The sequence below is a fragment of the Fuchsiella alkaliacetigena genome (assembly GCF_023227765.1).
Classification (GTDB): Bacteria; Bacillota; Halanaerobiia; order Halobacteroidales; family Acetohalobiaceae; genus Fuchsiella; species Fuchsiella alkaliacetigena.
The window spans coordinates 1-22,887 of the sequence record NZ_JALKBZ010000030.1 but is presented as its reverse complement, the minus strand read 5'-3'; the positions used below and the strand labels follow the sequence as shown (position 1 = coordinate 22,887).

The following is a 22,887-nucleotide window of genomic DNA, read 5'->3' as shown; positions in this document are numbered from 1 at the left end:
CATACGACCTCCCTTATACTAAAATTTGATCCAACTCTTTTAAGACATCTTTTGCTTTATTCAATTTTAGTTGAGTCTCCTCTAAAACTTTCTCTCTATTCTCTTTGCTTTCTTTTAGTTTTGCAATGCGCTGCTTAAATTCATTTTCAGTATTATCTAATTCTCTTTTTAATGCTTTTTCAAGTTCATCTACTAAATTATTTATATATTTATCGATTTCTGTCATAATACTTTTGCTTATTTTTTTACAGGCATTCTTGACACTCTTTTTAGCCATTCTTCTAGCTTTACTAATTCTTCTCTTCTCTATTTCCTTCTTGCCCTTTGAGCCAAGCTTCTTTCCTAAAATACTACCTAAAACTGCTCCAGCTATAGCAATTCCACCAACTACCCAACCTGCCGGTGAAAATGCAGCTGCAACAAGAGCAGCAGCCTTTGCCCCGGCAGCCTTACCACCCAAAAAGCCAAGAACTCCTCCAGCACCGGGTAGTACTTTTTCCACTTTTAAAGCTTCAATCTCAACCGCTCTATCACCATCAGTCATATTTCTTTTATAGTCAGACATATCCTCAATAATATCTTTAAAATCTTCTAAAATCTCAATTGTCAAATCTTCAAGTTTAAACTGTAATTCCTCTGCTATAATACCCTGAATTTCTTTAATTGTATCCTCTACGCTTCTCTTTAAGTAATCTCCATCATAAATCCCTTGAGAAATCTTAGCAATTAGTTTATCTAATTCGCTCCTTTGAGTTTGTTTAATAAAGTTTCTCATTTCACTTTTAGCTCTATTTTCAATTTTATAAGTATTATCCTTTAACTTAGCAAATTTTTCTTCTATTTCTCTCCTTTTCTGCTGATAATCCTCATGCTGTTTTTGTAAATTCTCAATTACCTCATCTACATCCTTACTTAAATCCTTTTTCTGCTGTACGTAGTATTCTTTAATCTCCAAAGTATGACTATTAAGCCATAAAGCTATTCCTCTAAAAACTTCTTCTTGCCAGTTATTAAAAGAGGAAGACAGCATCCTTTCTAAATTTTCAATTCCTGAACTTTTTCTCAGTTCTTTATCTTCCATATAGGTACCTTTAATAGCTTCTTTAATCTGAACTGCTATTATATTAATTTCTGTTTCTAAATTACACTGTTCTAGGACTTTCTTTAGAACTTTTTTATTATGCTCTATTCCATTTTCTAATTCTCTTTGACTTTCTCCTGTCCAGTGATTTTGAACAAAGAAATTATGAGAAATTTGAGGCAAAACCATCTTTAATAAAACAGCCTCTAATTTAGTAATTGGCGGTACAGTCCTTAATAAAAATATAGAACCAGTACAAGAAGCAATATAACGCAATGTTGTCTCCTGATTACCTTCTCTCAAACTAGCTACTCCGGGTAAATCTACAAAAACAATATCTTCTCTCAAAAAAGAAGAAGGAATATGAATTTTGATATGATCAACCTCTAGTTCATTTTCAGGATTAAATTCATTATTAACAAATCTATCAAGCTTATCCCTAGTAACTGCTATTTCCTCTCTTTTCCCATCTTGATAATAAATTTCTCCTTTCCTGTCACCATTTTTGCTTTTATGTAGTTCAACTGGAATACAGGTTGTCTCATCAGCTTCCACAGGTAAAATATCATCTTCAGCTACTAGAGCATTTAAAAGCGAGCTCTTCCCAGCCCCTTGAATTCCAAATACAGCTACATATAACTTGCCTGCTTCTAAGCTCTGCTTTCGACTTTCAATAGCTTGCTTAAGATCTTGATCTTCATTCTTCTTTAGCAATAAGTCAATAAAAAGTTCATCATTTAAAATCTTTAATAATCTATCCTTAGTTTCCATGTTTTCCACTCCTATAATCCTAGTTTTTCTGCTATCCATAATGTAGCTCTACTACCCAATAAGAACTTAAAAAGTCCCGGCAACTTCTCCACTTTTTCTTCTTGTAACTTAATCTCTTTTAACTCAACTTGAAGATCTTTAATTTCTTTAATATCCTCTTTATAATCATCTTTTAAAGATGCCATATCTTTCATGATTTTAGTCAATATATCTTCTTTTGTCTCGTTAACCATCTTTTCCAGTTCAAGTTTTAACTCTTCGTTCTCTTTTTCAATAAACTTTAATAAATTATTACTTAATTTATCTTTGACATCAAATAATAATTGCTTATTCTGGTTTCTTATATTTTCAAATTCATTATTAATCTCCGTCTTTAATACCGATAATTCCTCTTTTAATAGTTCTAATTCTGAAAGTAATCTTTCATCTGATGTTACAAATCCTTCTCTAAATTGAGATAATTCAACCTTTAAATCATCAAGTTTATCAGATATATTCTCAGTCTCTTTAGTCTGACTCGCTATTTTATCTAGGTTGGAACTCAATGCATCTAAAACAGATAGTTTTTCTTCAATAAACTCATTTAACCTTCCTTGTTCTTTTATTTTCTGCTGATTCTGCTCTTCTAGCCTCTTTAAAAAATCAATCTTATCCTTTAGCTGCCATATATTATCCTCTAACTTATCATTATAATCATCCATAACTTCAGAAGAAATACTGTAGATTTCTTCACTCAATAAATCAACTATATCTCTCATAACCTTCTCAGTACTTCGGTCTATAAACATTGTAATTTCTTCACTTTGTTTAGCCATAATATTTTTTCCTCCTTCTTTAATTAATTAGCCTTGGAAATAGTTTTAAAGAACTTGCCTGCTTCCTCAAGGTGAGAACTAGAAATCAACTCTGTGAAGTTTTCAGTTAAAGTTTTAATTGCTTTCTGCTCTTCCCCTATCCCTGCTTGCCAAGAAAATAAGTCTGCTATATAAAACAAGGCTGTATAAAATGGATCATTATCATTAACTAGACATTTGTGACTCTCTTTCCCAATAAATTGACATAGATCTTTATAGTAAAGATAAGCTTCACCTAAATTACCTTCGTTACTATATTCATTAATAGACTGTAAGACAAGAGAATAAGGGTTATTATTCAAAATAAACTTATAGTTTTTTTCAGAAATTTGCTTCTGAGTCAATCCATATTGATGAATATCAACTAAGAAAAATATAAAGCTATTTTCTAACTGATCTAGATTCCAGTTGCCATTAGCATCAATAAGTAATATTTCATTAAATTTATTTAGCAAACCTTTAATTCCACTATTAGTTGGAACTTTAATAAAAGCGTCCTGACTATCTTCTAATTTAGGTCTATAACCTGTAATTCTCCAAAAGAAATTATCTATTTCTTGTCTATCTTGACCTAGTAATACTAATCTATCTTTTTTCGTTTCAACTTCAGTATCTTTAAAAATACCATTAATAAAACTATTAAAATAGATCTGCCTTTTTAGATAAGCTAAATCTATCAGTTGGCTAACTAGTTGATACTCCTTCCTCTCAACCTTAATCTCTGTAAGCTCATCTTCTTCAAAGTTTAATTTGTTTTTTTCAGGTTTCAATTTTTTACTTAATTCTTTATTGCCGAACTTAGACTTTACGTTTAAGTATTTACCCTCGATTTCCTCAATTTTTGCAATTAAATCAGCAATTATCTTAATATCTTGAGGTTTATTCTTTCTAGCTACCTTAACCTGTTCCAATCTTTGTAACTCTTCTGATAATACCTTTCGAGCCTGAACTCTCTGTCGCTCCCAATTATCAACTAACTTTTTAATAGCATTCTTGAAATTATCACAATAGGACTTATGCTCTCTTCTTGTCTTTCTAACATCCACTACTGTCTTTGTCCTATCCACATAATAAGTCTCATAATCACTTTCCCCAGTTACTTTTCTCTTAAGCTTTCGCCAACCAAGGAGTCCACTTTTTTTCTTCCTTTTCTTCTCCACCTGATAAGTTTTTGTCTTTTTATAGATTTGGGGCTCATTATAGGAAGGTAGATCTAGGTTACTAAATCTCTTATCTTCTAAAGATAAATTAAATAATTTAAAAAGCTGATTCTCCTTTTCAACCAATCTGTCAATTATGTCAAAGAACTGATCTTGAGATTTTCGAGCAACATTTTTAATCTCTTTACCTAGACTCTTTAATCTATTTTCCTCTGAACTATGCCGCATCTTTCCCATCAACTCTTTAAAGTTCTTTATAACATTATCTTTTAAAGAGTCCAACCTGGCAAAACTTTGTTCTTCCAACTTGCAGAAGGATTTAAATTTTTCTTTTTTTTCCTGTAATTTTTGTAAAGCTTGACCAGAAACTTGAGAGCCTTTATATTCTTCATAATCAGCTATAAATCTCTCTTTCATATCCTCCAACTGCTTCCTTAGCTGCTCCAGCCGATTATGCTTTCTATCTCCTTTCAATATTTTTCTGCTTTTATCAACAGCCTCCAATAATTGAGCTATATTAGAACTATCCCAAAGCTCTTTATCGTCACTTTGAACAGCCTCAACTCCCCAGAGAGCAGAAAGTTGGATTACAGGAGCTTTACTAAATTTTTGATCCTTAGACTCCTCTAGTATCCCAGTAACTCTTCTTTTCAATCTCTGTGCTACTTCTTCCCTACTCCTTCTAATTCTACCTCCAGTAGTATACTCAGGCTCTATACAATCAATAAAGTTTTGTACAATAATAATTGGCTTATTTTCGGCAGCAATCTTATTTAAAATATTTAAGTTTCTTTTATCACTATTAGCCTTGGTAGTTGTCAAGTAAATAACAATATCTACCGAAGGTACTAGTTGCCGTAGTGTAATTTCTTCATGACCTTCTAGACCAAAGGCATCCAACCCTGGAGAATCAACAATCTCAACTCCTCCCTCAATCAAAAATTCAGGAAATTCAAGACAGATCTCATCAATTTGGTACTTATTTTGAGGATTATTTTGCTCATCAGCATAGCGACTAATTTTTTTTCTATTAAACTCTTCGCCTTTTAGGTATTCTTTTTTACCACTTTTTTTTATGATAGTTGCTTTACGTTCATTACCTTTCTTACAAGATACTAAAATTCCTGAAGTAGGTCGAGCCTCTTTAGGAAGTATATCTTCACTACATAAAGCATTAATTAAAGTAGACTTTCCCGAGCTAGTAATACCAACTACTCCAATTCTCCAATTAGATCTCTCCCAGACTATTCTCCGTTTTTTTAACCAATCAAGATCCATCTTTACATAATCTGAAGGTATACCTTGACCTTTCAAAATACCCTCTATTTTAGAAAGGAACTTTATTTCATCAATGTTCTTTTCCACCAAACCTCTCCTTTCTTTTTCTAAAAATAAGTATTTTATCAAATAACCCTATAATTTAACTTATTATGTATAAGAATGAATTTTTCCTCCTTCCTGCTTGAAAAGATTCAAACTTTTAATTAATCTAGTATAAAGTTATTTTTTATTTTTCATCTATCTCATCCTAGTCTATTTATTCTAAAAGCTGTCTATTTAATAATAATTAACTCTTCCCTGGCCCTAGTACAGGCCACATACTTCAAACACTCTACCTGCTTTAACCTATTCTGAGTATACCACTCATCAGGTAAATCTTTCTTTAAATCCTTAACTATTTGAGAATAATTAAGCAATATCACCGTCCTGAATTCTAATCCTTTGCTACCATGTAAAGTACTAATTCCTATCCCAGTTTCTGAATGAGGGTAAATATCACTCTTTAAGATAGTATAGTCAATCCCCTGAAATTCCAAAATGCCTTCTAACTTAGCAAAGTAACTAGAGCTAGCTGTAATAATACAGATTTCATGAGCTGCAATCCCAGCTGTCAATAGCTCCTCAACCTTTCCTACTAAATAATGATACTTCTCTTTTGAATCTGCAAAGTCTTTTACTATTGGCTCGGGCCCTAACAAAAGACTCTTGTATTCACGAAGATGTTCTTCCTCTTTTTGCGAATGAATAAATTGACTATCAGCATAATTTCTAATCTGCTTGGTAGTCCGGTAATTAAGAGTTAAATAGTGGGTTCTACCTACTATACTGATTCCAACATCCTCTTTCCAACTATTTAATTGATAAATACGCTGATTACTATCGGATAAGAGAATTAAATTATTCTCTGCTCTTTTGACCAGTTTAGCAAGTAATTTTAATTTTACCGGAGATAAGTCCTGAGCTTCGTCAATGATAATAGAATCAAACTGAGGCTCAATCCTTTCACTTACTAAGGCTTCGTAAAGTAAATAGGCTTGATCCTCAAAATCCATTAATTTTTCTTCCTCTTTCCTCTTTATAAATTCAGAGAAAAATTCCCAAACTTTACGACGAGTAGCAGGCTGTAAGGACTGACCTCGACCAGTTCTGAAGACTTCTAGATATTCCTCTAAGGTTCTGATATTGTTGCGCTGGATAACTTCTTTATATTCGGTTTTGTAGAAATGAACATCCTCTTCCAATTCAAATTCTTCATATAGTTCTAGAAATAAATCTTCAATAGACTGAAGATCTATCTTATAATCGCTTAAATTATGTTCCTTAACTAGAGTATAGATTAAGCTGTCTACTCCATAAACATCTATATTATCCTCGATATTCTTCTGCTCTACTAGCTGTTCTATCTTTTCCCAGATATAGAAGGCCAGCTTTTTGCTGAAGGTACAGAATAGGATTCTATTCTCTGGCCCCGGATAAATATCCTGGGCCAGATGAACTGCCCGATGAATCCCCACCACTGTCTTACCAGTTCCCGGACCTCCTTCAATTAAGGCGGGCCCTGAATAATCTCTCTTTATCAATGACTCTTGTTGAGGATGCAAAAATAACTTCCATCTCTCCATATCCTCTTCTAGAATATAATCTAACTCAGCAAAATCCTCTACAGTATAGAATCTTCTTTTAGAATCCTTATGCTCTAAAGCCTCTTCTAGCGAAGATTTATCTGCTTGCTGATCTTCTAACTCCATACAGACCCGAGTAATTGTTTTATTTCCAGTTATAATATCGATTAGTCCTTCCTGAATTTCCTCAGGCAAAAAAGAAATAAATTCCAAAAACTCATCCTCATCCTTAATCTCCATTAAATATTGAGCATGAACCTCGTTAATATCAAGCCTGCTTAAATCCTTGACCCTGACCTCTTCCTTTTCCAGTAAAGAAGGTCTGCTATCATAGAGTTCATTGATATCTTCAGGCTCCATCTTTTTTTCTTGATATTCATTTAACTCTACTTGATCGTAGAGATAGACGGCCCCGAAACGGTTCTTTTCAAAGAACTTATTTTCAGCCCAATCATAGGCATCATCATGATGATCAACATACAATAATATATACTTATTACCTTGTTGAGAAAGAATCAAACGTAAATCTCTATTAACTCTAGCACTGCGAAAACTACTATCACACCTCACTCTTTTTAAAGAATGAATTTGAAGTCCATAGCTTTTATCTTCCTCGACCAGCTTATTAATATTATCCCGCACCCGCTTTCTGGACTGCTTATCCAGTTTATCATAACTCTCAAAATAAGAATCAGCCACTACTACTTGAGTATTCATGCTAAATTCCCCCAGTTATAGCTTGTTTTACTATACTTCTTAATTCTATATACTGGGGGAATTATCCTCTATCTTCAATCAATATTCCAATTTTTCAACTTAATATACAATGATTTTATTAATCAACATAGTTTCTTTGAAATTTTGCTAAGTCTAATCTACATTTAGCAATTCTAGAAGACGATCAACCTTTTTAGCCCTTTCCTGACCGCTTTCACCAACGGCTAAGCCTATTAGCCGGGCCCGAATATCAGCTAAAGCTAAAGGAGATTCTGTAATAATATACCCCTCTTCCTTAAAATATTCCTCTAGCTCATCCATTTTATTTCTTCTAAATCTATCCACAGCCCCTTGGCGTAAGCGTTTAATAATAGCCTCTCCCTGACCTTTAACTTCCTCGGCCAGAGCAAAAACTCCCTCAATAAAATTATCACTAACTGCTCCCGAGTCTTTTAAAGCCGCATAATCTACCAGCTTACCCCGCCCTCTCTGCCATAATTTAATAAATTCTTCTAATAAATAGCCTCTATTTTTAACTTCAACAAGTAATTCCTCTTTCTCAGCACTAAAAAAATCACTTCTTTTAGTCTTGAATAAAGCTTTTAGCTGACCCCAATTTTTAATTCCTAATTTAAGTAAATATTCAAGCAATCCTATATCAGCTACTAAATACCAAAGATGAATCTTTTGAGCGCCTTGATAGAAATTAAAGTCAGGAATAGATAGTTTTTCACCATATTCATCATGTGATAAACCTTGGGCAGAAGGAATTTCTTCAACCTGAGCTTCCAATTCATCAATTTTAAAGTCATTTTTTCCTAGATCAAAGTAACTCTTTTCTTCCTGCTTAAGCTCAATTAAATTAGCCTCCATTTCCGCCTCTTTTGCAAGTAAAGAATTCCACTTTCTTACTTCATCCTTTTGGGCCGTAAAATAAAAACACTGCCTTCCTGATCTAGCTAGAGTAATAACTGCTTTTATAATTTCTTCAGCCCGCCTATCATCAGCATTAGCTAAGGTTTCATCAAGATATAAAGGTAGGGTTACGCCCTGTTCTTCATTAGTTACAAAAGCCATTCTAACCGCCATCAGCAATTGCACTCGAGTACCACTAGATAACTCATTAAGCTTCTTCCCCTTATTAGCTACAGTATCAAAGGCATAAAAAGAAGGTGAATCCGTCTGCTTAATACGCAGCTCATAGCTTCCTCTAGTAATATTAGTAAATATTCTCTGCGCTTCCCTAAAAACTTGAGATCTATTAGCTGGACTATCCTGTTTTTTAATGTGCTCAGCTAGTATATATCCTAGTAATTTTTTATAATCAGAATCTAAATCCTTTTCTAAGCTAAGCAAAGCTTTTTCTTTCTCATGCCAGGCCTCTTCTAGGCTACTAGCTTTTTTAGCCTCTTTAATTTTTAGCTCAATCTCATTAATGTCCTTTTGAATTTGATTATATTGTTCAGCCTTCTTATTAAGTTCTTCCTTTCTTGCTTCTAATTCCAGCCTATCCAGTTCAAGTAGTGATTTTTCAAAGTCATTATACTGTTTAAGCTTTCCTTTTTCTTGTTCACAGATGGCCCGGGACCTATGCAACTCTTGAGCAGCTAACTGATAATCTTCATAGCAATCACAAAGCGCTTTTAGCTCTAATTCAGCATCAACTTCTAAATCCAGACCAATAAATAATTCTTTTTTCTGTTCTTTAATACTCCTGAGACGCTTCCGGGCCCTCTCCTTATCTTTCTTAGCTCTCTCTTTATCCTGAATAGCCTCTCGGAGCTTATCATTCTTACTTTTTAAATTAGCTAATTCACCCTTAAGCTCAGCAGCATCACTGACTGAATAGGAATAATTAGCAAGCTCTTCATTTATCTCCTCTAATAGTTGCTGATAATTATCCCTATTCACTCTTATTTTCTCACTAATAGCTTCTATATCGGCATAAGCATCCTGCCAGCGATTTAAATGATAAGTTAAATAATAAAGACTCTGCTCATTAGTATCAGGTGCTACTCCAAAATGATTAATTAACTCCTCTCTCTCCTTATCTAGCTCCTCTTTTTCTTTGCAAAGCCTTTGATACTCTTCTGCTTTCTCTTGCCAAGACTGCTTACGTCTTTCTATTAACTCAAGCTCTGCTTTCTTTTGATAAAGCTGATTTAAATAACCCCGAAGCTCCTTTTCTCGCCACTTAGGTGGAGTATCAAAATCTAAAAGGGCAAATCTAGCTTGAATATTGGCCCTTGATTCTGCTTTTGAAAGATTAGGACTATTTATTAAAGAATATCCCATAATCATAACTCCAAAGAATAGAAAAATAAATGAAAAAAGAGTAATAAAAATACCTAATAAAATCCCCAATATTGAAACTATTCCCCCACTAACTAAAGAAAAATTATAAATATTATTATCGATTTGCGGACTTTGTAACCATTCTTCTAAATACCTGATTCCCTCTTCAATATTTCTTTTTGAATCAGCAAATTCTTCCTCCGGATTCAGCAAGTTTTTTAAAAAATTAAGAGCTTCAAGTTCATTATTCACCCTTTGAGCTTTTCGAGCAAAGTTATTTAGTTCATCATAGCCAACTTTATCAAGTGTAGTCAATTCTTCTGAGTTAATTGCAGAAGTAAATGCTTTTTCAGCTTCTCCTCTTCTCTTTTCTGCTTCCTTAACTTCAACCTCTAGCTTTTCAATCTCTTCTTCTTTACTTTTAAGCTGATCATATTTTTCATTTAAAGTAACTAAGCTTCCTTCTGCAAGACCAGCTTTAGACAGCGGACTCTCCTCTATTATCTTAGTAGCATTCTCAATTTCCTTTTCTGCTTCTTTTATCTGAGTTCCTTCTTGGCTGATTTGTCTCTTAAATTCCTCTACTTCTTCAATTTCATCACCCTTCAATTCAGACATCTTCTCTGGAAACTGTTCATATTTTTTCTCAGCCTCCATTAGCTTCTCTTTAGCTTCAGCAAATAAAAGAGCTTGCTCAATAATTTTTAATTTTCGCTGAGCAGCTTTACTTTCATTCAATTCCTCATTTAATTGAGCTAATCTGCCCTCCTCTTGCTCTAAATCCTGCTGCTCCTTTTTAGTTTCTCGATATTTTTCTATTTTCTCATTCGCCGCTCTCGTCTGCTTATTTTTTCGAGCAGGCTGCTCCTTAAATCCAAACTCCTTCACTGCTTTAGAAACTTGATAACCACCAGCCGATTCTTTAAGAATTATCTCAGCTAAAGATTGATTTTTGGTTTTCTCCTGTAATAAGTCATGCAAAGCTAAATAATAACGATCACTATGCTCAGCCGCAGGGATAAAGTTAAGCTCATTAGCAATACCATCTTTTTGATAACTACAACTCCCTAAATTCAGCTCCGCCTGCCAAATATCATCTCCTAAAGTAAAGCTTCCTCTTAATGATGCATCATCAGGCGCTTTATCGGGCCAGAGAATATATTGAAATGCTTTAGCTAAGGTGGTCTTGCCGGCAGCATTGGGCCCGTAAATAATATTAAGCTGTGCTTTTAAATCTTTAACAGAACGATTATAAATATCAAATTGAGGCAATCTATCTATTTTTAGCTCCTTAAAGCTTAAGATTTCTTTTTTCAATTAGGGCCCTCCTTTTGAGCCAACAGAGAATGGAGCAATAATTGGCCCTCTTCTTTTAATAAAGCTGCTATCTCCTTTTTTCTTAATGGCTTAATTCTATCCTGACTTCTCAGTGGAGCATAAGCATTAGAACGATAGGCTTCTTCTAGCTTTTCTTCTATCTCAGTAAATAACTTTTGGGGCAGCTTATCTAGCTCTCCTGCTTCTAAGTTTAATATGTACTCAGCTAATAAAGCAAGTGAAGTATTACCTTTAGCCAACTTTTCAATGTCTATTGGAGCTTGAGTTTGATTATCTAAACTTTCAATTAATACTCGACTACCCTTGACTGTTAATTGCAGATTTTCTAATAAGCTTTCTTTTTTTAAAGTAATCTCACGATGAAATTCTGTCCGTCCAGCCAGCTTAACTCTAAGGATTATTAACTTGGGCTGCCAATCAAGTTCTATCTCTTCTTCAAGCTTTTTTTCTAACTCTTGAGGAATAATTCGCAGTAAGTCATCTAACTTTGTTACTTTAGATAAGTTAACTTCTAGATCCATATACCTTAAATTAGCTGTAGCTAAACGCAGCACCTCGAATTCACTCTCTTTTTTAATAGTTAACTCCCAAGTACTATGACATTCTTGATCATTAGGAGTTAATGGTTGTGGTGAGCCAGGATTTAAAATAAGAGGAGTTGAAGTTGAAGCCAGATCTGCTTGATGGATATGACCGAGTACCCAGGCACTAATCCCAGTCCCTTTAAGCCTATCTTTAGAAAGAGAAACATAATTGCTCTGAGAGTCATTTAGTTCTGCATGAAGCAAAGCAACTGTCGGTAGTCCATTTTCTGGAAGTTCCAGCTCACTTATCGGATTCTTATCAACATGTCTGGTAGGATAAGACCAACCGAGAATATTTAAAACTGCCTGTCCATCCTTTTTTAAGCTCTCAAGCTCCCACTTCCCACCAGCACCTAATAGTTTGAAAAATTCTGTATTCATAGTTCGAGACAGCCTCGGCAAAAGGTTATAGTCATGATTACCAGCTACTGCAAAAACTACTATCCCCTCTTTTTCCAACCTTTTAATGCCAGCTTCAAAAGAACCATAAGCCTCATAATAACAATCTTCTCTATCAATAATATCACCTGTAATAATAACTGCATCTACCTGAGAATCTATAGTCTGTTTAACTATATTATTCCAAATAAAAGTTGGAGAAAACTCTTCATCTCTATCAGGGATTCTACTTGGAAATCTCCCTAGGTGTAAATCAGCAGTACATAATAGTTTAATCTCTTCCATAAGATATCCCCCCCTTTGGAAAAAATAGTAATTTTTCTTAACTAATATAAAATATCAATATCTGGTTAATATTTTAGATTAAATCAACTTTAATCTATTACCTGATTCTGCTTCAGTAAAGTAAATATAAGATCTTACTACCTTTCCTTCCTTCATTTCTTTAATTGCTTCTTCATAAGTCTGCATTTGAGGCTTGTGTTTTTTTATCTGCTTGTCTAAGTTAACTTCACTAGTAACCCTTGTTGTTTTCCAATCTACAATGTTCCAGACCCCTTCGTCATCCTTAAACAATAAATCTATAGTTCCTGAAATCATATCACCTTCTCTTTCTAAGTAGAACTCTACTTCTGGCTGAAGATCAAACTTAAGCAATCTATTAAACTCGCTGCATTCTTTTATTCTCTCTACGATCTTAATTACTTCAGTTTTTAAGCTAGGGTATTTAGTATGGTCAGGATAGAGATTAAATAAATAGTCGTAGTTAATTTCTAACCCCTGCACAATTAGCTCTATTGCTTTATGAACTATACTTCCCTTTAAAGCTGCTTCATTCTTAGATTTTACTAGATTACAAACTGCCTCATTTTTAGAACCTGAATCCTGCGATGATAATTTTTCAGCTGTTAATTGCGAAGGTGTTTTAACCTCCTTATCAAATTTAGGGTCAGCTATAAGAGTTTTAACTTCAAAGTCTTGTGCTATTTCTTCAAACTCTAATTGAGTTTTATCAAGATCAATATCTACTTGGCTTTCAGTAATATTCACCTCCAATTCTCGATCAGCACAGGCTCTAGTTATTTTATCTCTATAATCTGTACTACTTAGAAAGTTTTTAAGATCATAGTCTAGTCCATCTTTTAAAAGCCATTTAAAGCTTTTATTGAGTTTAGTTCTATCTTTACTGACGGTTCCTGATAAGAATAGAAAGTCCTGAGTTCTAGTTACCGCCACATAAAAGATTCTCTTTTCTTCCATTCTTTCTTTCTCTTTCAACTGATCTTTTAAGATTCCATAAAACTTGCTTTCCTGCTCTACTAAGTTTTGATCATAGTATTTAACTCCTAGACAGTCTGTTTGGGCTAAATTATCACCTAAAACTTTACTAGTTTGATTACGACCTCTCGAATTCATATTAGCTAAGAAAACTACCGGAAATTCTTTACCTTTAGAGGCGTGAACGGTCATTAACTTTACTTTGTTATCTAAATCTGCTTCTGTGATTTCACCAGCTGCTTGAGCTGTTTCATTCTCAATTAAGTCTGCTAGCTCTTTAACAAACTGATACAAGCTGCCGTTTTGCTGGTAGCTAAATTCCGCTGCCTCTTGGATTAACTTTTCTATATTAGCTAATCTCTGTTTACCTTTAGCTCCTGCTAGGTAACTAGCAAAGGCTCCACAGTCAGTTAAAATAGTTTCAATAAGTACATCTATGCTCACTTTGTCTTTAAGCTCTAGCCATTTAGCAAAAACGTTTTTAATTTGACTATACTCTGCAAAGACTCTACGCAGTAGTGATTCTTTAGAAAAGCCTTTTTCTTTGCTATCAACCTTAAGACTAAATAATTCATCGTCACTTAAACAAAATAAAGGGCTTCTCATTAGTCCAAAGGTATTTAAGTCATCCTCAGGATAAATTAAGCTTTTAAGAGCTAAATAAATATCATAGATCTCTTGATTTTGATAAAAACCTCTCCCGTCTACTGTTTGATAATCAATTCCATATTCATCTAAAGCCTTTTCATACTCTTTAAGCCTACTTCTGCTACGCATCAAGATAGCTATATCACCGTAATTAACAGGAGTTAGCTGATCTTTTCCTACTATCTTCTGATCAGATTCATTAACCAGCCAATCTATTTTAGCTGCTATTGTATAAGCTTCATATTGGGCATTACTATATTCATCATCTGAACCCTGCTTAGGAGTAACTAAGACTTCTATATGTGATTTAGCATTTTCTTTAACCTCACTTGGAGAGTTGACATGTCTACTACAGATTAAATTTTCGTAACTGACATCGTATTCGCTCTCATTCTTCATTATTTGCGGGAAGATGGTATTAACAAAATCGATAATCCCTTGGTTAGACCTAAAGTTATTCTTTAACTTAATTAGATTATCAAAATCAGAGCTGGCCTCTATCTCTTCTACAACGTGATTAAAAATTCTTACATCTGCTCTTCTAAAGCCATAAATAGACTGTTTTGGATCGCCGACTATAAACAACTTTCCTTTAGCTAAGTGCTGATATTCGGGATCGGTAGTTAATAAAGGTTGAATAATATCCCACTGAATATAGTTATTATCCTGCATCTCATCAATCATCATAAATTGGATCTCTTCTCTTAACTGTTCTACTAGTTGATAGTCTTCTTTAAAAAGTTTAATTACCTTCTCCTCTAAATCTAAGAAGTCAAGGGCTCCTTCTTGGGCTTTTAAGTTGTCATATTCAGACTTTACTAGTTGATATACTGCTAACAGTAGTTTTAATGATTCAGCTTCTTTAGTTTTATCATCGGCAGCTACAACTAAAGGTTGGCCATCTTGAAAGGGAGTTAAGTCCAAAACTAATCCTCTTAACTCTTTATGTAAGCTATTAACTGCTTTTTTACTTTCATTCCCTCCCTCCCAATGAGCAGCTTTCATTGCTCTATAAATACTTAAGTTCTTATCTTTTTCGAAGTTATAAAAACAGTGCATAAATTTAAAATGCAGCTCTATTAACTTAAGCTTATTTTCTTCAGTTTCATTCGTTGAGTAACTTTTCAAAGTTGAATTTAGCCTATCATAGAGCTTGAGAATATTTTTAACTACCTGAACACCATCGGAGTCTTCGACTGGAGTATAAGCAGCTAATTGATTAACCTTCTCCTTTATATTTGAGTCAGTTAAGTAGTCTTGAATAACTTTAATAATAAGGTTATGGATTAAATCAGTTAAGTCCTCTTGGTCGCTAAGAGAACTTAATCTATTCCTATTATTCAACATTTCAGTTAAGATACTAACTAATTCATCTTTATCATAAGTATAAGTTAGCCTCCATAAACATTGATATAACTGATGTTCTTCGTCATTTCTGATCTTATCTAGAGTATTTATAATTGCTTTTTCTGCTAATCTTTGCTTTTCAATTCCTTCTAGAATCTTAAAATTAGCATCAATCCCTGCTTTAAAGAAATTACTTTTTAAAATATCCTTACAAAACGAGTGAAAGGTTGATATCCTGCTTTTAGCTAAATTATCTATGATATATAAAACCCACTCTTCTTCTTGGGGGGCTAAATCATTTTCAGTCAAATATTTTTCTAACCTTTCTCTAATTCGCTCTTTCATCTCGCTAGTTGCTTTGCGAGTAAAAGTGATAGCTATTATCTTCTCTAAAGCATCTTTTTGATACATTAACCCGCCTTCTTCAAAGGGAGTTAGAAGAATTTCTAAATAGCGTTCCGTTAAAACTCGAGTTTTCCCTGTTCCAGCCCCAGCATTAATGGCTAAGTTTTGATCTAAGGTTTTTACTGCTTTATACTGAGCCTCAGTAAAATCAATTCCTCTAATCTCTGGCGACATTTATACTTCCTCCTTCCGACAAATAAGCTGACACTGGCAATAGTTACAGCTGCGATCCTCTTCACCTAAAATAAAGTAGCCATTTCTAATTCCCTCGATAGCTTCTTTAATTAATCTTTTAGTCTCTTCTAAGTCAGCTTGATAACATTCATTTTCAAGCAGATCTTCAGCTTTACGAATATCAGCACTAGGTACTACTTTTTTATGTCCAATCATATCTTTAGGTTTTAAGCCGTAATAACTACCGAAACTAACTTTACCCTCGAAAGTTTCTTCAACTGCCAGTAGATAAAGAGGGATTTGGATTGGATTATTGGCTAATCTTTTATTGCTCACTTTTCCGCTCTTATAATCAATTACTCCTAGACACTCTGTCTTAGGATTATAATCTATCCGATCAATACGACCGCTAAATTTATAACCTGCTATCAATTCTAAAGAATTAAACTCCCATTCTGTTTCCTTAACTACAAAGCCATCTAAAGTAATCTTTCTATGTAATGTAGGAGATTTTTCATTTTCTAAAAACTTCTCAAAAACTAAGCCTAGTTCTTCACCTTGTAAATACTTTTGAGCTTCTGTCTGCCAATAAAAATTAGAATTAAATAAGGAGTGTTCTTCTATATTTTCTTTAATAACTTCAATTAATAGCTGATAAGCCTGCTTATAGTTATCTTCATTAATCTGATTAAAGCCTGCTCTCTGGTGAAACTCTTCCAATACCTGATGAATAAAGCTTCCCCTTTCCATTGGATGAGGTTCTTCTGGCAGCTCTAAATCACTGATTTCAAAGATCTCTGCAAATAAAAACTCAAAGGGACAGCTAAGATAACTTTCTAAAAAGTAGGCTGTATAATTATATTGATCATTGAATCTATTTTTTAGCCAGCTTAAGTTATCTTCACTTGTTAACCTGCCTTGATAGGCTCTCAGACTTTCACAGCTGCGGTTATGAAGTAACTTAAACTTCTTTGAAAGCTTCTCTAAACAGTTATAATCATCTTTTAGTATAATTGACTGTCTATCACTCAAACTAGCTCCTAGATACTTTTGTAAGTCCTTTATTGAGTAGAATTCTTCCTGAGTTGAACTCTCAAAACTCTCAATCTCTGCTTGGTCAACTACTCTAAATAGTTCTTGTAAATAAGGAGTAGGTAAAGGCTCTTCTTCTCCTTTAGATTTAGCATAGCTAATAAAGGTTTGGCTATTGGCAGCTAGCAGGTGATTCATAAAGATATACCTACTTTTGATCTGTTCATCTGCTTTAGTAACTCCTAATTTGGGCAAGTATTTATTTAAGGGATTTTGATTGAGGACAGGGAACTGATTATAGTTCATACCGGCTAAAAATATATAATCATAATCTCCAACTCGCAGTTCTAAGTTTCCTGTTATCTTAACTCCTTTACTTGCTGGCAAGTTATAGTTCTCACTTGCTAATATTTCTTTTAATAGTTGCAACCATTCCTTAACTGATCTCTCCTGTTTAAAGACTCTACTTAAACTCTCAATTACATCTTGTAGGCCTTCCCAGGCAGCTAAAAGCTTTTCATTTTCAAATAAGCCTACTTCTCTGCCGAAGTTGATTTGCTCTAATACTTCGCTTAGTTCTTTTCCAAACTCTATCCAGCTCATCTTTGCTGTTAACTCAATATCTGCTAAAAGACCTTCAATGCTAGCTAAAACCTTTTTGATTTGCTTATCTTGATCAGCTTCAAGCTCTATAGCTTCGATTTGCTTTTTTAGTTCATCAATTAGCCTAACCCCTGTTAGTTCAAATCTAACCTCTTTTAATATATCTTCTAAAGTATTTATTATCGGCTCTTGATTATTAAGATCAATGAAGTTATTATCAACTACTGCTAATAGCTGTTTAGCATCAAAATCTCCAGCTAAAATGTCTACCAATTCATCTAAAGCTCTAATTACTGGCGAAGAGATTAAAGGCATCCCTACTTGCTGGTTATAAGGCAGATTATAGTTATTAAATATTCGAGCTAAATGAGGTAAGTATTGGCTAGGCTTAGAAAAAGCAATAGCAACCTTATCCAGATTAACTCCCCGTAAAGCTAACTCTTTGCACTTTTGAGCAACCTTATTTAATTCTTGAGTAGGCTTAGTAGCTGTTATTATACCTAAGCTATTTTCTAAGTGATCTTCCCACTTATATTTATCATCTTTAATCTGATTTGTAAAAAGCTCTTTAATTAGTGGGTTATCATCGACAGTTCTATCCTCAGCTATAAACCCTTCCTCTCTTAACCGCTCAACTACCAGATCAAGATTTCCAAATAACTTTTCTTTTTCAGGATGATAGTCTAGTAAAATCGTTGTCTCCTCTACCCAATTAGAAAGTTTAATAATCAATTCTAATTCAACTTGTCTAATGATATATAGTCTATCTAAGAAGAGTTCTTTTACACTAGGATACAAATAAGTAAAGTCAGCCGAAGTTACTTCCTCTAACAGTTTTTGATAGGACTGCCACTTAGTAATAAAGCCTAGTTCATCTAAGGTATCTTTAAGGTCTGTATATATCTGTTGGATCTCTTTTAAAACAGTCGGAGTGACTTTAACTTTTCTTAAGTCTATACCAGCACTATCTACATTATTGATAAATTCAATCAGATAGTCTACGGAGTTAGTATTGAAGTAGTTATACTCTTTTGCTTTTAACTGCTCTCTAAGCAAGTATTGGAGCTGATTATTAGCTATGATCTGATAACTATCACTAACTTGATAATAAAGATTTCTAAACATTTGATCTATAGAAACAATATTATTTATCATTACAGCTTGCTTAGCTTTCGAGTTTAGTAATTTATCTCTAATAGTAGATTTCATTTGATAATAAGGAGCTATACATAATAACTCTTTTGAGGAGTTTAAGTAATAATCTGTGCTGATTTCCTCTAAAGGATTGACATCGCTGTAAATTAATTTTTTAGCCAAATATATCTCCCCTTTCGCAGTAATAGCTTAGTAATCGTCAAATTTAAGTTGCTAAAAATATTAATTATATCAAAATAGCATCTAACTTTTTTATAATTTTTTCTCTATTTTTAATTTCATTCTTAAGTAGATCTAGGAACATATTTATATCAATTCCTTTTACTCTTATATAAGGAGAATTATCCCTAGTTTGATATGTATTTAATTGAAGTTTACTTTCTTTATTAAAGCTGTTTCTATAATTAGGATAAATGATTAATAAATTAGAATTATCACCAAACATATCATAAAAATACATTCCATAAAAAGATAATTGATATATATCTTTATTTTGGATTTTCTTTTCTCCATAGTCCTTATTTTTCATATCAACAATAATCACTTCATCTGTTTTCCTATTTTTAAAATAAAGATCAGGTATTATATCTCTATAACGATTCGAATTTTTATCAACAATAGCATCTGTTATTCTCTTCTGAGCCTTAATTTGATACTTATTGCTTAAATACTTAATAAAAAGCTGAGCAACGAACTCCTCAAAAAGATCATTTATATTCACTAGTAGAGAATAACTTGAACTGTTTTTTCCAGTGTATATGTTTTCAGTACCTATGTTCTCGATTATAAGTTTTGAATATAAGTGTGCTTCCTCATAGTAAGAATTAAGCCTATGATATTTAATATCAGGAACTTCATTCTTTTTAAGTTCACTGCAAAACTGCTTAAATATAGCTTGATACTTATTAACTTCTTTTAAGAGATCTCTATTTTTAGTAATTCTTTTAGCTATATTAAGTGCTTTCAATATAATTTTATTTTCAACTACATCTGTATCCAGTTCTTCAAAATTGCAATTAATTATATCCCCACGCAAAAAATTATTAGTCAGTTGTTTTCTAATATTAATTCTACCCCGAACAACTTTTAAGTTTCTATTATATTTCACATATTCCTTAAATAAACCACGTTCAGTAATATTCCTAACTTCTCCAAGCAAAAATTCAACTATTATCTCGGAAAGATTAAGATTATCTTCTGTCGATTGGATATCTTTCTGATAATATTCATAATTCATCCCATTGCAAAATAATATCATTTGAATTAAGCTAGAGAAACTTCCATCAAATCTAGGAAAAATATTAATTTGTACCTGACTTAATTTAATTACTCCTACAAAATTTTTAGCTGTAAAATATACTCCCGCTTGCTCTTCTCTAATTATAATCTTTGGTCCTTGTGAATTCTTGTTATCATACTGTAATTTGCTTAAAAAAATCCTATCAGCCTCATTGATAAGCTCCTTATCTATTACTCCACTAGTCTCATATTCAACTAGATCAATTCTAAACATTTTCTCCACCAAATTTTTTCAAGATTACATCAGCAAAATAATCCTCCACCCCATTAATTAATTCATCTTTCAATTCTTCGCTCTCTTCATCAACAAACTCTTCTCCAATTATTTCAGCCATTTTCCTATAATCATTAAAACAGTATTCAGAAATTAGAGGGATAATTTCATAGATATAGACTTCTTTAAGCTCAGTTATTGTTTCTATTTGCCTGTCCTCTTTCATAAAGTAAGCATGACCGATTTGCTTTTCTCTATCTTCAATTCTCCTTAAAGACTTATTTAATTGTATTAAGATATCTTTAGGTGACAGTCCTAATTTCTCAATTTCCTCACCAATCAGCTCATAATTAGGCATACATTCTATAAAAGCAAATCTCCTTTTTAAAGCAGCATCCATCATCTTAATACTTTTATCTGAAGTATTCATAGTAGCAATTATATAAACATTATCTGGAACATAAAATTCCTCTTTACTTTGTGAGAGAATAAGCCCCATTCCTCGTTTATCCTTTTCAATTAAAGTTATCATCTCTCCAAATATTTTAGGTACATCACCTCTGTTTATTTCATCAATTATCAAATAAAAGTTTTCATCCTTATTATTGGCCTCTACTGCTCTTTTGCAAAGACTTTTGAAAATACCATCTTGTAATTTAAATACAGGTTGTCCACCTTCACTGTATGGTTTATAACCTTCAATAAAATCTTCATAAGCAAAAGAAGGATGAAAAGTACAAAATTCCACCTGATTCTTAAAATCAGAGTCTTCCTCTTTCCACTCTAAATATCTCATAGTCATATAAGTCTTTCCAGTGCCTGGAGGGCCATATAGGATGATATTCCCTTTTCTATGCAAATTCTTATCTATTCGATTAAAAAGTTTCTTTTCATTATTTGTAAAAGTTTTTACAATAACTTTATTAGTAACTTCATTATTATTTTGATCTTCCTCTACTATTTCTTTATATAAGTCTTCACTAACTTCATAAACTGTCTTAAAAGCCCAGTAGTTTTGTTTAGATATAGTTTTAGCTTCAAAATCTTCTTTCCATTCTACACCAACTGTATGCTTATATTCCTTTCTGTCTTCATTATATGAATAACCTTTATCAGTTACCTCACCTATTCCAACTACTTCATTTGTACCCTTATTAGCTATAACAATATCCCCAGGCTGTAAAGAAAAGAAAGTCCAAACTTCATTTGCTTTTTCTGTAGCTTTACTCTTATCATATTCATATATTTCTTGAAATTTATACTTAAATTCATTATAGTCTACAAAGTTATTTAAGTCTCCTATTTTATCCCATCCAATACAAATATAATTATTTTCCAAACAATCTTCCCAGTATTTAGCATCATCGCCAGGAGCAATTTTATAATGATCATAATCATCAAGGATCATTGTATAAACAAATCTCATGAATTTTTGTCCATTCCATCCTTTGAATTCTTCCTTATTATCCATGACTTTTTTAAGCTCTAAATTAGCCTGAGTAATATCAAAATTTCGATAGTCCTCTTCCTGATAGTCAAAATACCTTAAAACCTCTCTGATATCTTCTAATTTGAACATAGGCAAAACTCTATCTGGAAAATACATATATAATAATTTACTTCTTGCTGCTTTCATTCCGGAAATAATTTTACTATCATCTACAGGTTGATATTCTCCATTCTTAAATTTTATCAAAAAATCATAAATTTCCTGTCTCAACTGTTGCCAAGCTTCATTTTGATCACTAAATTCTTCAGGATATATCCATTTATTATATTTTGGGCTAAAATAAACTTTATGTTTACCAGCATTGCCACCCTTTATACTACCTAATTCATTAGTATTATACTCAATCCACCAGCTTAAACTTTCCTCTTTATTTTCAAGACCTAATGCATACTGTTCAATAGATAAGTCTTTTATTTCTTCCAAAGGAAACTTGTCTACAAATTCCTTTCTTAACTTGTCTTTCTCAATAAATAAGCTATCATCAAACTTCTCTTCAAATTTCGAAATTAAAAAGCTTAAATCTTCCATCAAAATCCCCTCCTTAAAAGTATCTTTTTATAATTCAATTCTTCAGCTAGTCTCTAATAAGATTATAATATATAATGGTGGACACTTACTGTCTATTTATCATTTCTTTTAATACTATTATCTATAGTAGATACATAACGATCCCAAGTAGCAAGCTTAAATTCTCTAGACTACTCTCCATAAATCCAGCCAAATAAATTACCCATATTCTGATGTGTTTTTTTCTCTCTAACACTTTTATATAGATTACCGTTTTACCGCAGCTGTCCAACCGCTAAAGAAAGCCTGTCTTCTATCCTCATCTGGAAAGTTCCTAATATCTTCTCTTTCATCTTTCATCTGGCATCTACTCTTCCTCCTTAATTAAGCTTGAAATTTATAAGCTTGTCTTCCCCCCACATTTGATTTAGGGGAAAAGCCATATCATCATATTTTAGATTAATATTCGATATTATCTTCTTTACACTGCTTTTTTAACTTTTTAATAATTTTATTCCCTAAAGATTGTGACGCCCCCCAGGGCAATCGCATGAATAAATTTTATTTTAAAACTCAATCTTATTTCTTATACTCAGTTTGAATTTAAAAAATG

At 32.8% G+C, this 22,887-nt stretch carries 10 protein-coding genes; all 10 read right to left on the bottom strand.

Going from position 1 to position 22,887, the window contains the following annotated elements; all coding sequences use genetic code 11:
- Positions 1-13 precede the first annotated feature (13 nt).
- Positions 14-1,852: a dynamin family protein gene (locus tag MWH30_RS09275; RefSeq protein ID WP_248663800.1), complete on the bottom strand. Its 1,839-nt coding sequence runs from the start codon at positions 1,850-1,852 to the stop codon at positions 14-16.
- Positions 1,853-1,863: 11 nt separating this feature from the next.
- Positions 1,864-2,667 carry a hypothetical protein gene (locus tag MWH30_RS09270; RefSeq protein ID WP_248663799.1) on the bottom strand — a complete coding sequence of 268 codons (804 nt, stop codon included), beginning with the start codon at positions 2,665-2,667 and terminating at the stop codon, positions 1,864-1,866.
- A gap of 23 nt (positions 2,668-2,690) precedes the next feature.
- On the bottom strand, positions 2,691-5,231 hold the full coding sequence (locus MWH30_RS09265) for a dynamin family protein (RefSeq protein ID WP_248663798.1): 2,541 nt from the start codon (positions 5,229-5,231) through the stop codon (positions 2,691-2,693).
- A 188-nt stretch (positions 5,232-5,419) separates the two neighbouring features.
- Positions 5,420-7,486, bottom strand: coding sequence for a UvrD-helicase domain-containing protein (locus MWH30_RS09260; protein WP_248663797.1), 2,067 nt, complete (start codon positions 7,484-7,486; stop codon positions 5,420-5,422).
- A 153-nt stretch (positions 7,487-7,639) separates the two neighbouring features.
- The gene (locus MWH30_RS09255) at positions 7,640-11,098 is read right to left on the bottom strand and encodes an AAA family ATPase (RefSeq protein ID WP_248663796.1); all 3,459 of its coding nucleotides are present in this window, start codon (positions 11,096-11,098) and stop codon (positions 7,640-7,642) included.
- Entirely contained in the window at positions 11,095-12,387 is a 1,293-nt protein-coding gene (locus tag MWH30_RS09250; protein ID WP_248663795.1) for a metallophosphoesterase family protein, read from the bottom strand. Before MWH30_RS09250 ends, MWH30_RS09255 begins: the two co-directional genes overlap by 4 nt.
- A 78-nt stretch (positions 12,388-12,465) precedes the next feature.
- Positions 12,466-15,954 carry a UvrD-helicase domain-containing protein gene (locus MWH30_RS09245; protein WP_248663794.1) on the bottom strand — a complete coding sequence of 1,163 codons (3,489 nt, stop codon included), beginning with the start codon at positions 15,952-15,954 and terminating at the stop codon, positions 12,466-12,468.
- Positions 15,955-18,906 carry a PD-(D/E)XK nuclease family protein gene (locus MWH30_RS09240; protein WP_248663793.1) on the bottom strand — a complete coding sequence of 984 codons (2,952 nt, stop codon included), beginning with the start codon at positions 18,904-18,906 and terminating at the stop codon, positions 15,955-15,957. It abuts the gene before it with no gap.
- A gap of 64 nt (positions 18,907-18,970) precedes the next feature.
- Entirely contained in the window at positions 18,971-20,257 is a 1,287-nt protein-coding gene (locus MWH30_RS09235) for an McrC family protein (protein WP_248663792.1), read from the bottom strand.
- Positions 20,250-22,295, bottom strand: a complete 2,046-nt coding sequence (locus MWH30_RS09230) for an McrB family protein (RefSeq protein ID WP_248663791.1) — start codon at positions 22,293-22,295, stop codon at positions 20,250-20,252. The genes MWH30_RS09235 and MWH30_RS09230 overlap by 8 nt, the downstream gene beginning before the upstream one ends.
- Positions 22,296-22,887 lie beyond the last annotated feature (592 nt).

Bases quoted from the DNA above. Each gene is read 5' to 3' on its own strand.
- MWH30_RS09230 (WP_248663791.1), bottom strand. From the start codon at position 22,295: ATGGAAGATTTAAGCTTTTTAATTTCGAAATTTGAAGAGAAGTTTGAT.
- MWH30_RS09235 (WP_248663792.1), bottom strand. From the start codon at position 20,257: ATGTTTAGAATTGATCTAGTTGAATATGAGACTAGTGGAGTAATAGAT.
- MWH30_RS09245 (WP_248663794.1), bottom strand. From the start codon at position 15,954: ATGTCGCCAGAGATTAGAGGAATTGATTTTACTGAGGCTCAGTATAAA.
- MWH30_RS09275 (WP_248663800.1), bottom strand. From the start codon at position 1,852: ATGGAAACTAAGGATAGATTATTAAAGATTTTAAATGATGAACTTTTT.
- MWH30_RS09260 (WP_248663797.1), bottom strand. From the start codon at position 7,486: ATGAATACTCAAGTAGTAGTGGCTGATTCTTATTTTGAGAGTTATGAT.
- MWH30_RS09270 (WP_248663799.1), bottom strand. From the start codon at position 2,667: ATGGCTAAACAAAGTGAAGAAATTACAATGTTTATAGACCGAAGTACT.
- MWH30_RS09250 (WP_248663795.1), bottom strand. From the start codon at position 12,387: ATGGAAGAGATTAAACTATTATGTACTGCTGATTTACACCTAGGGAGA.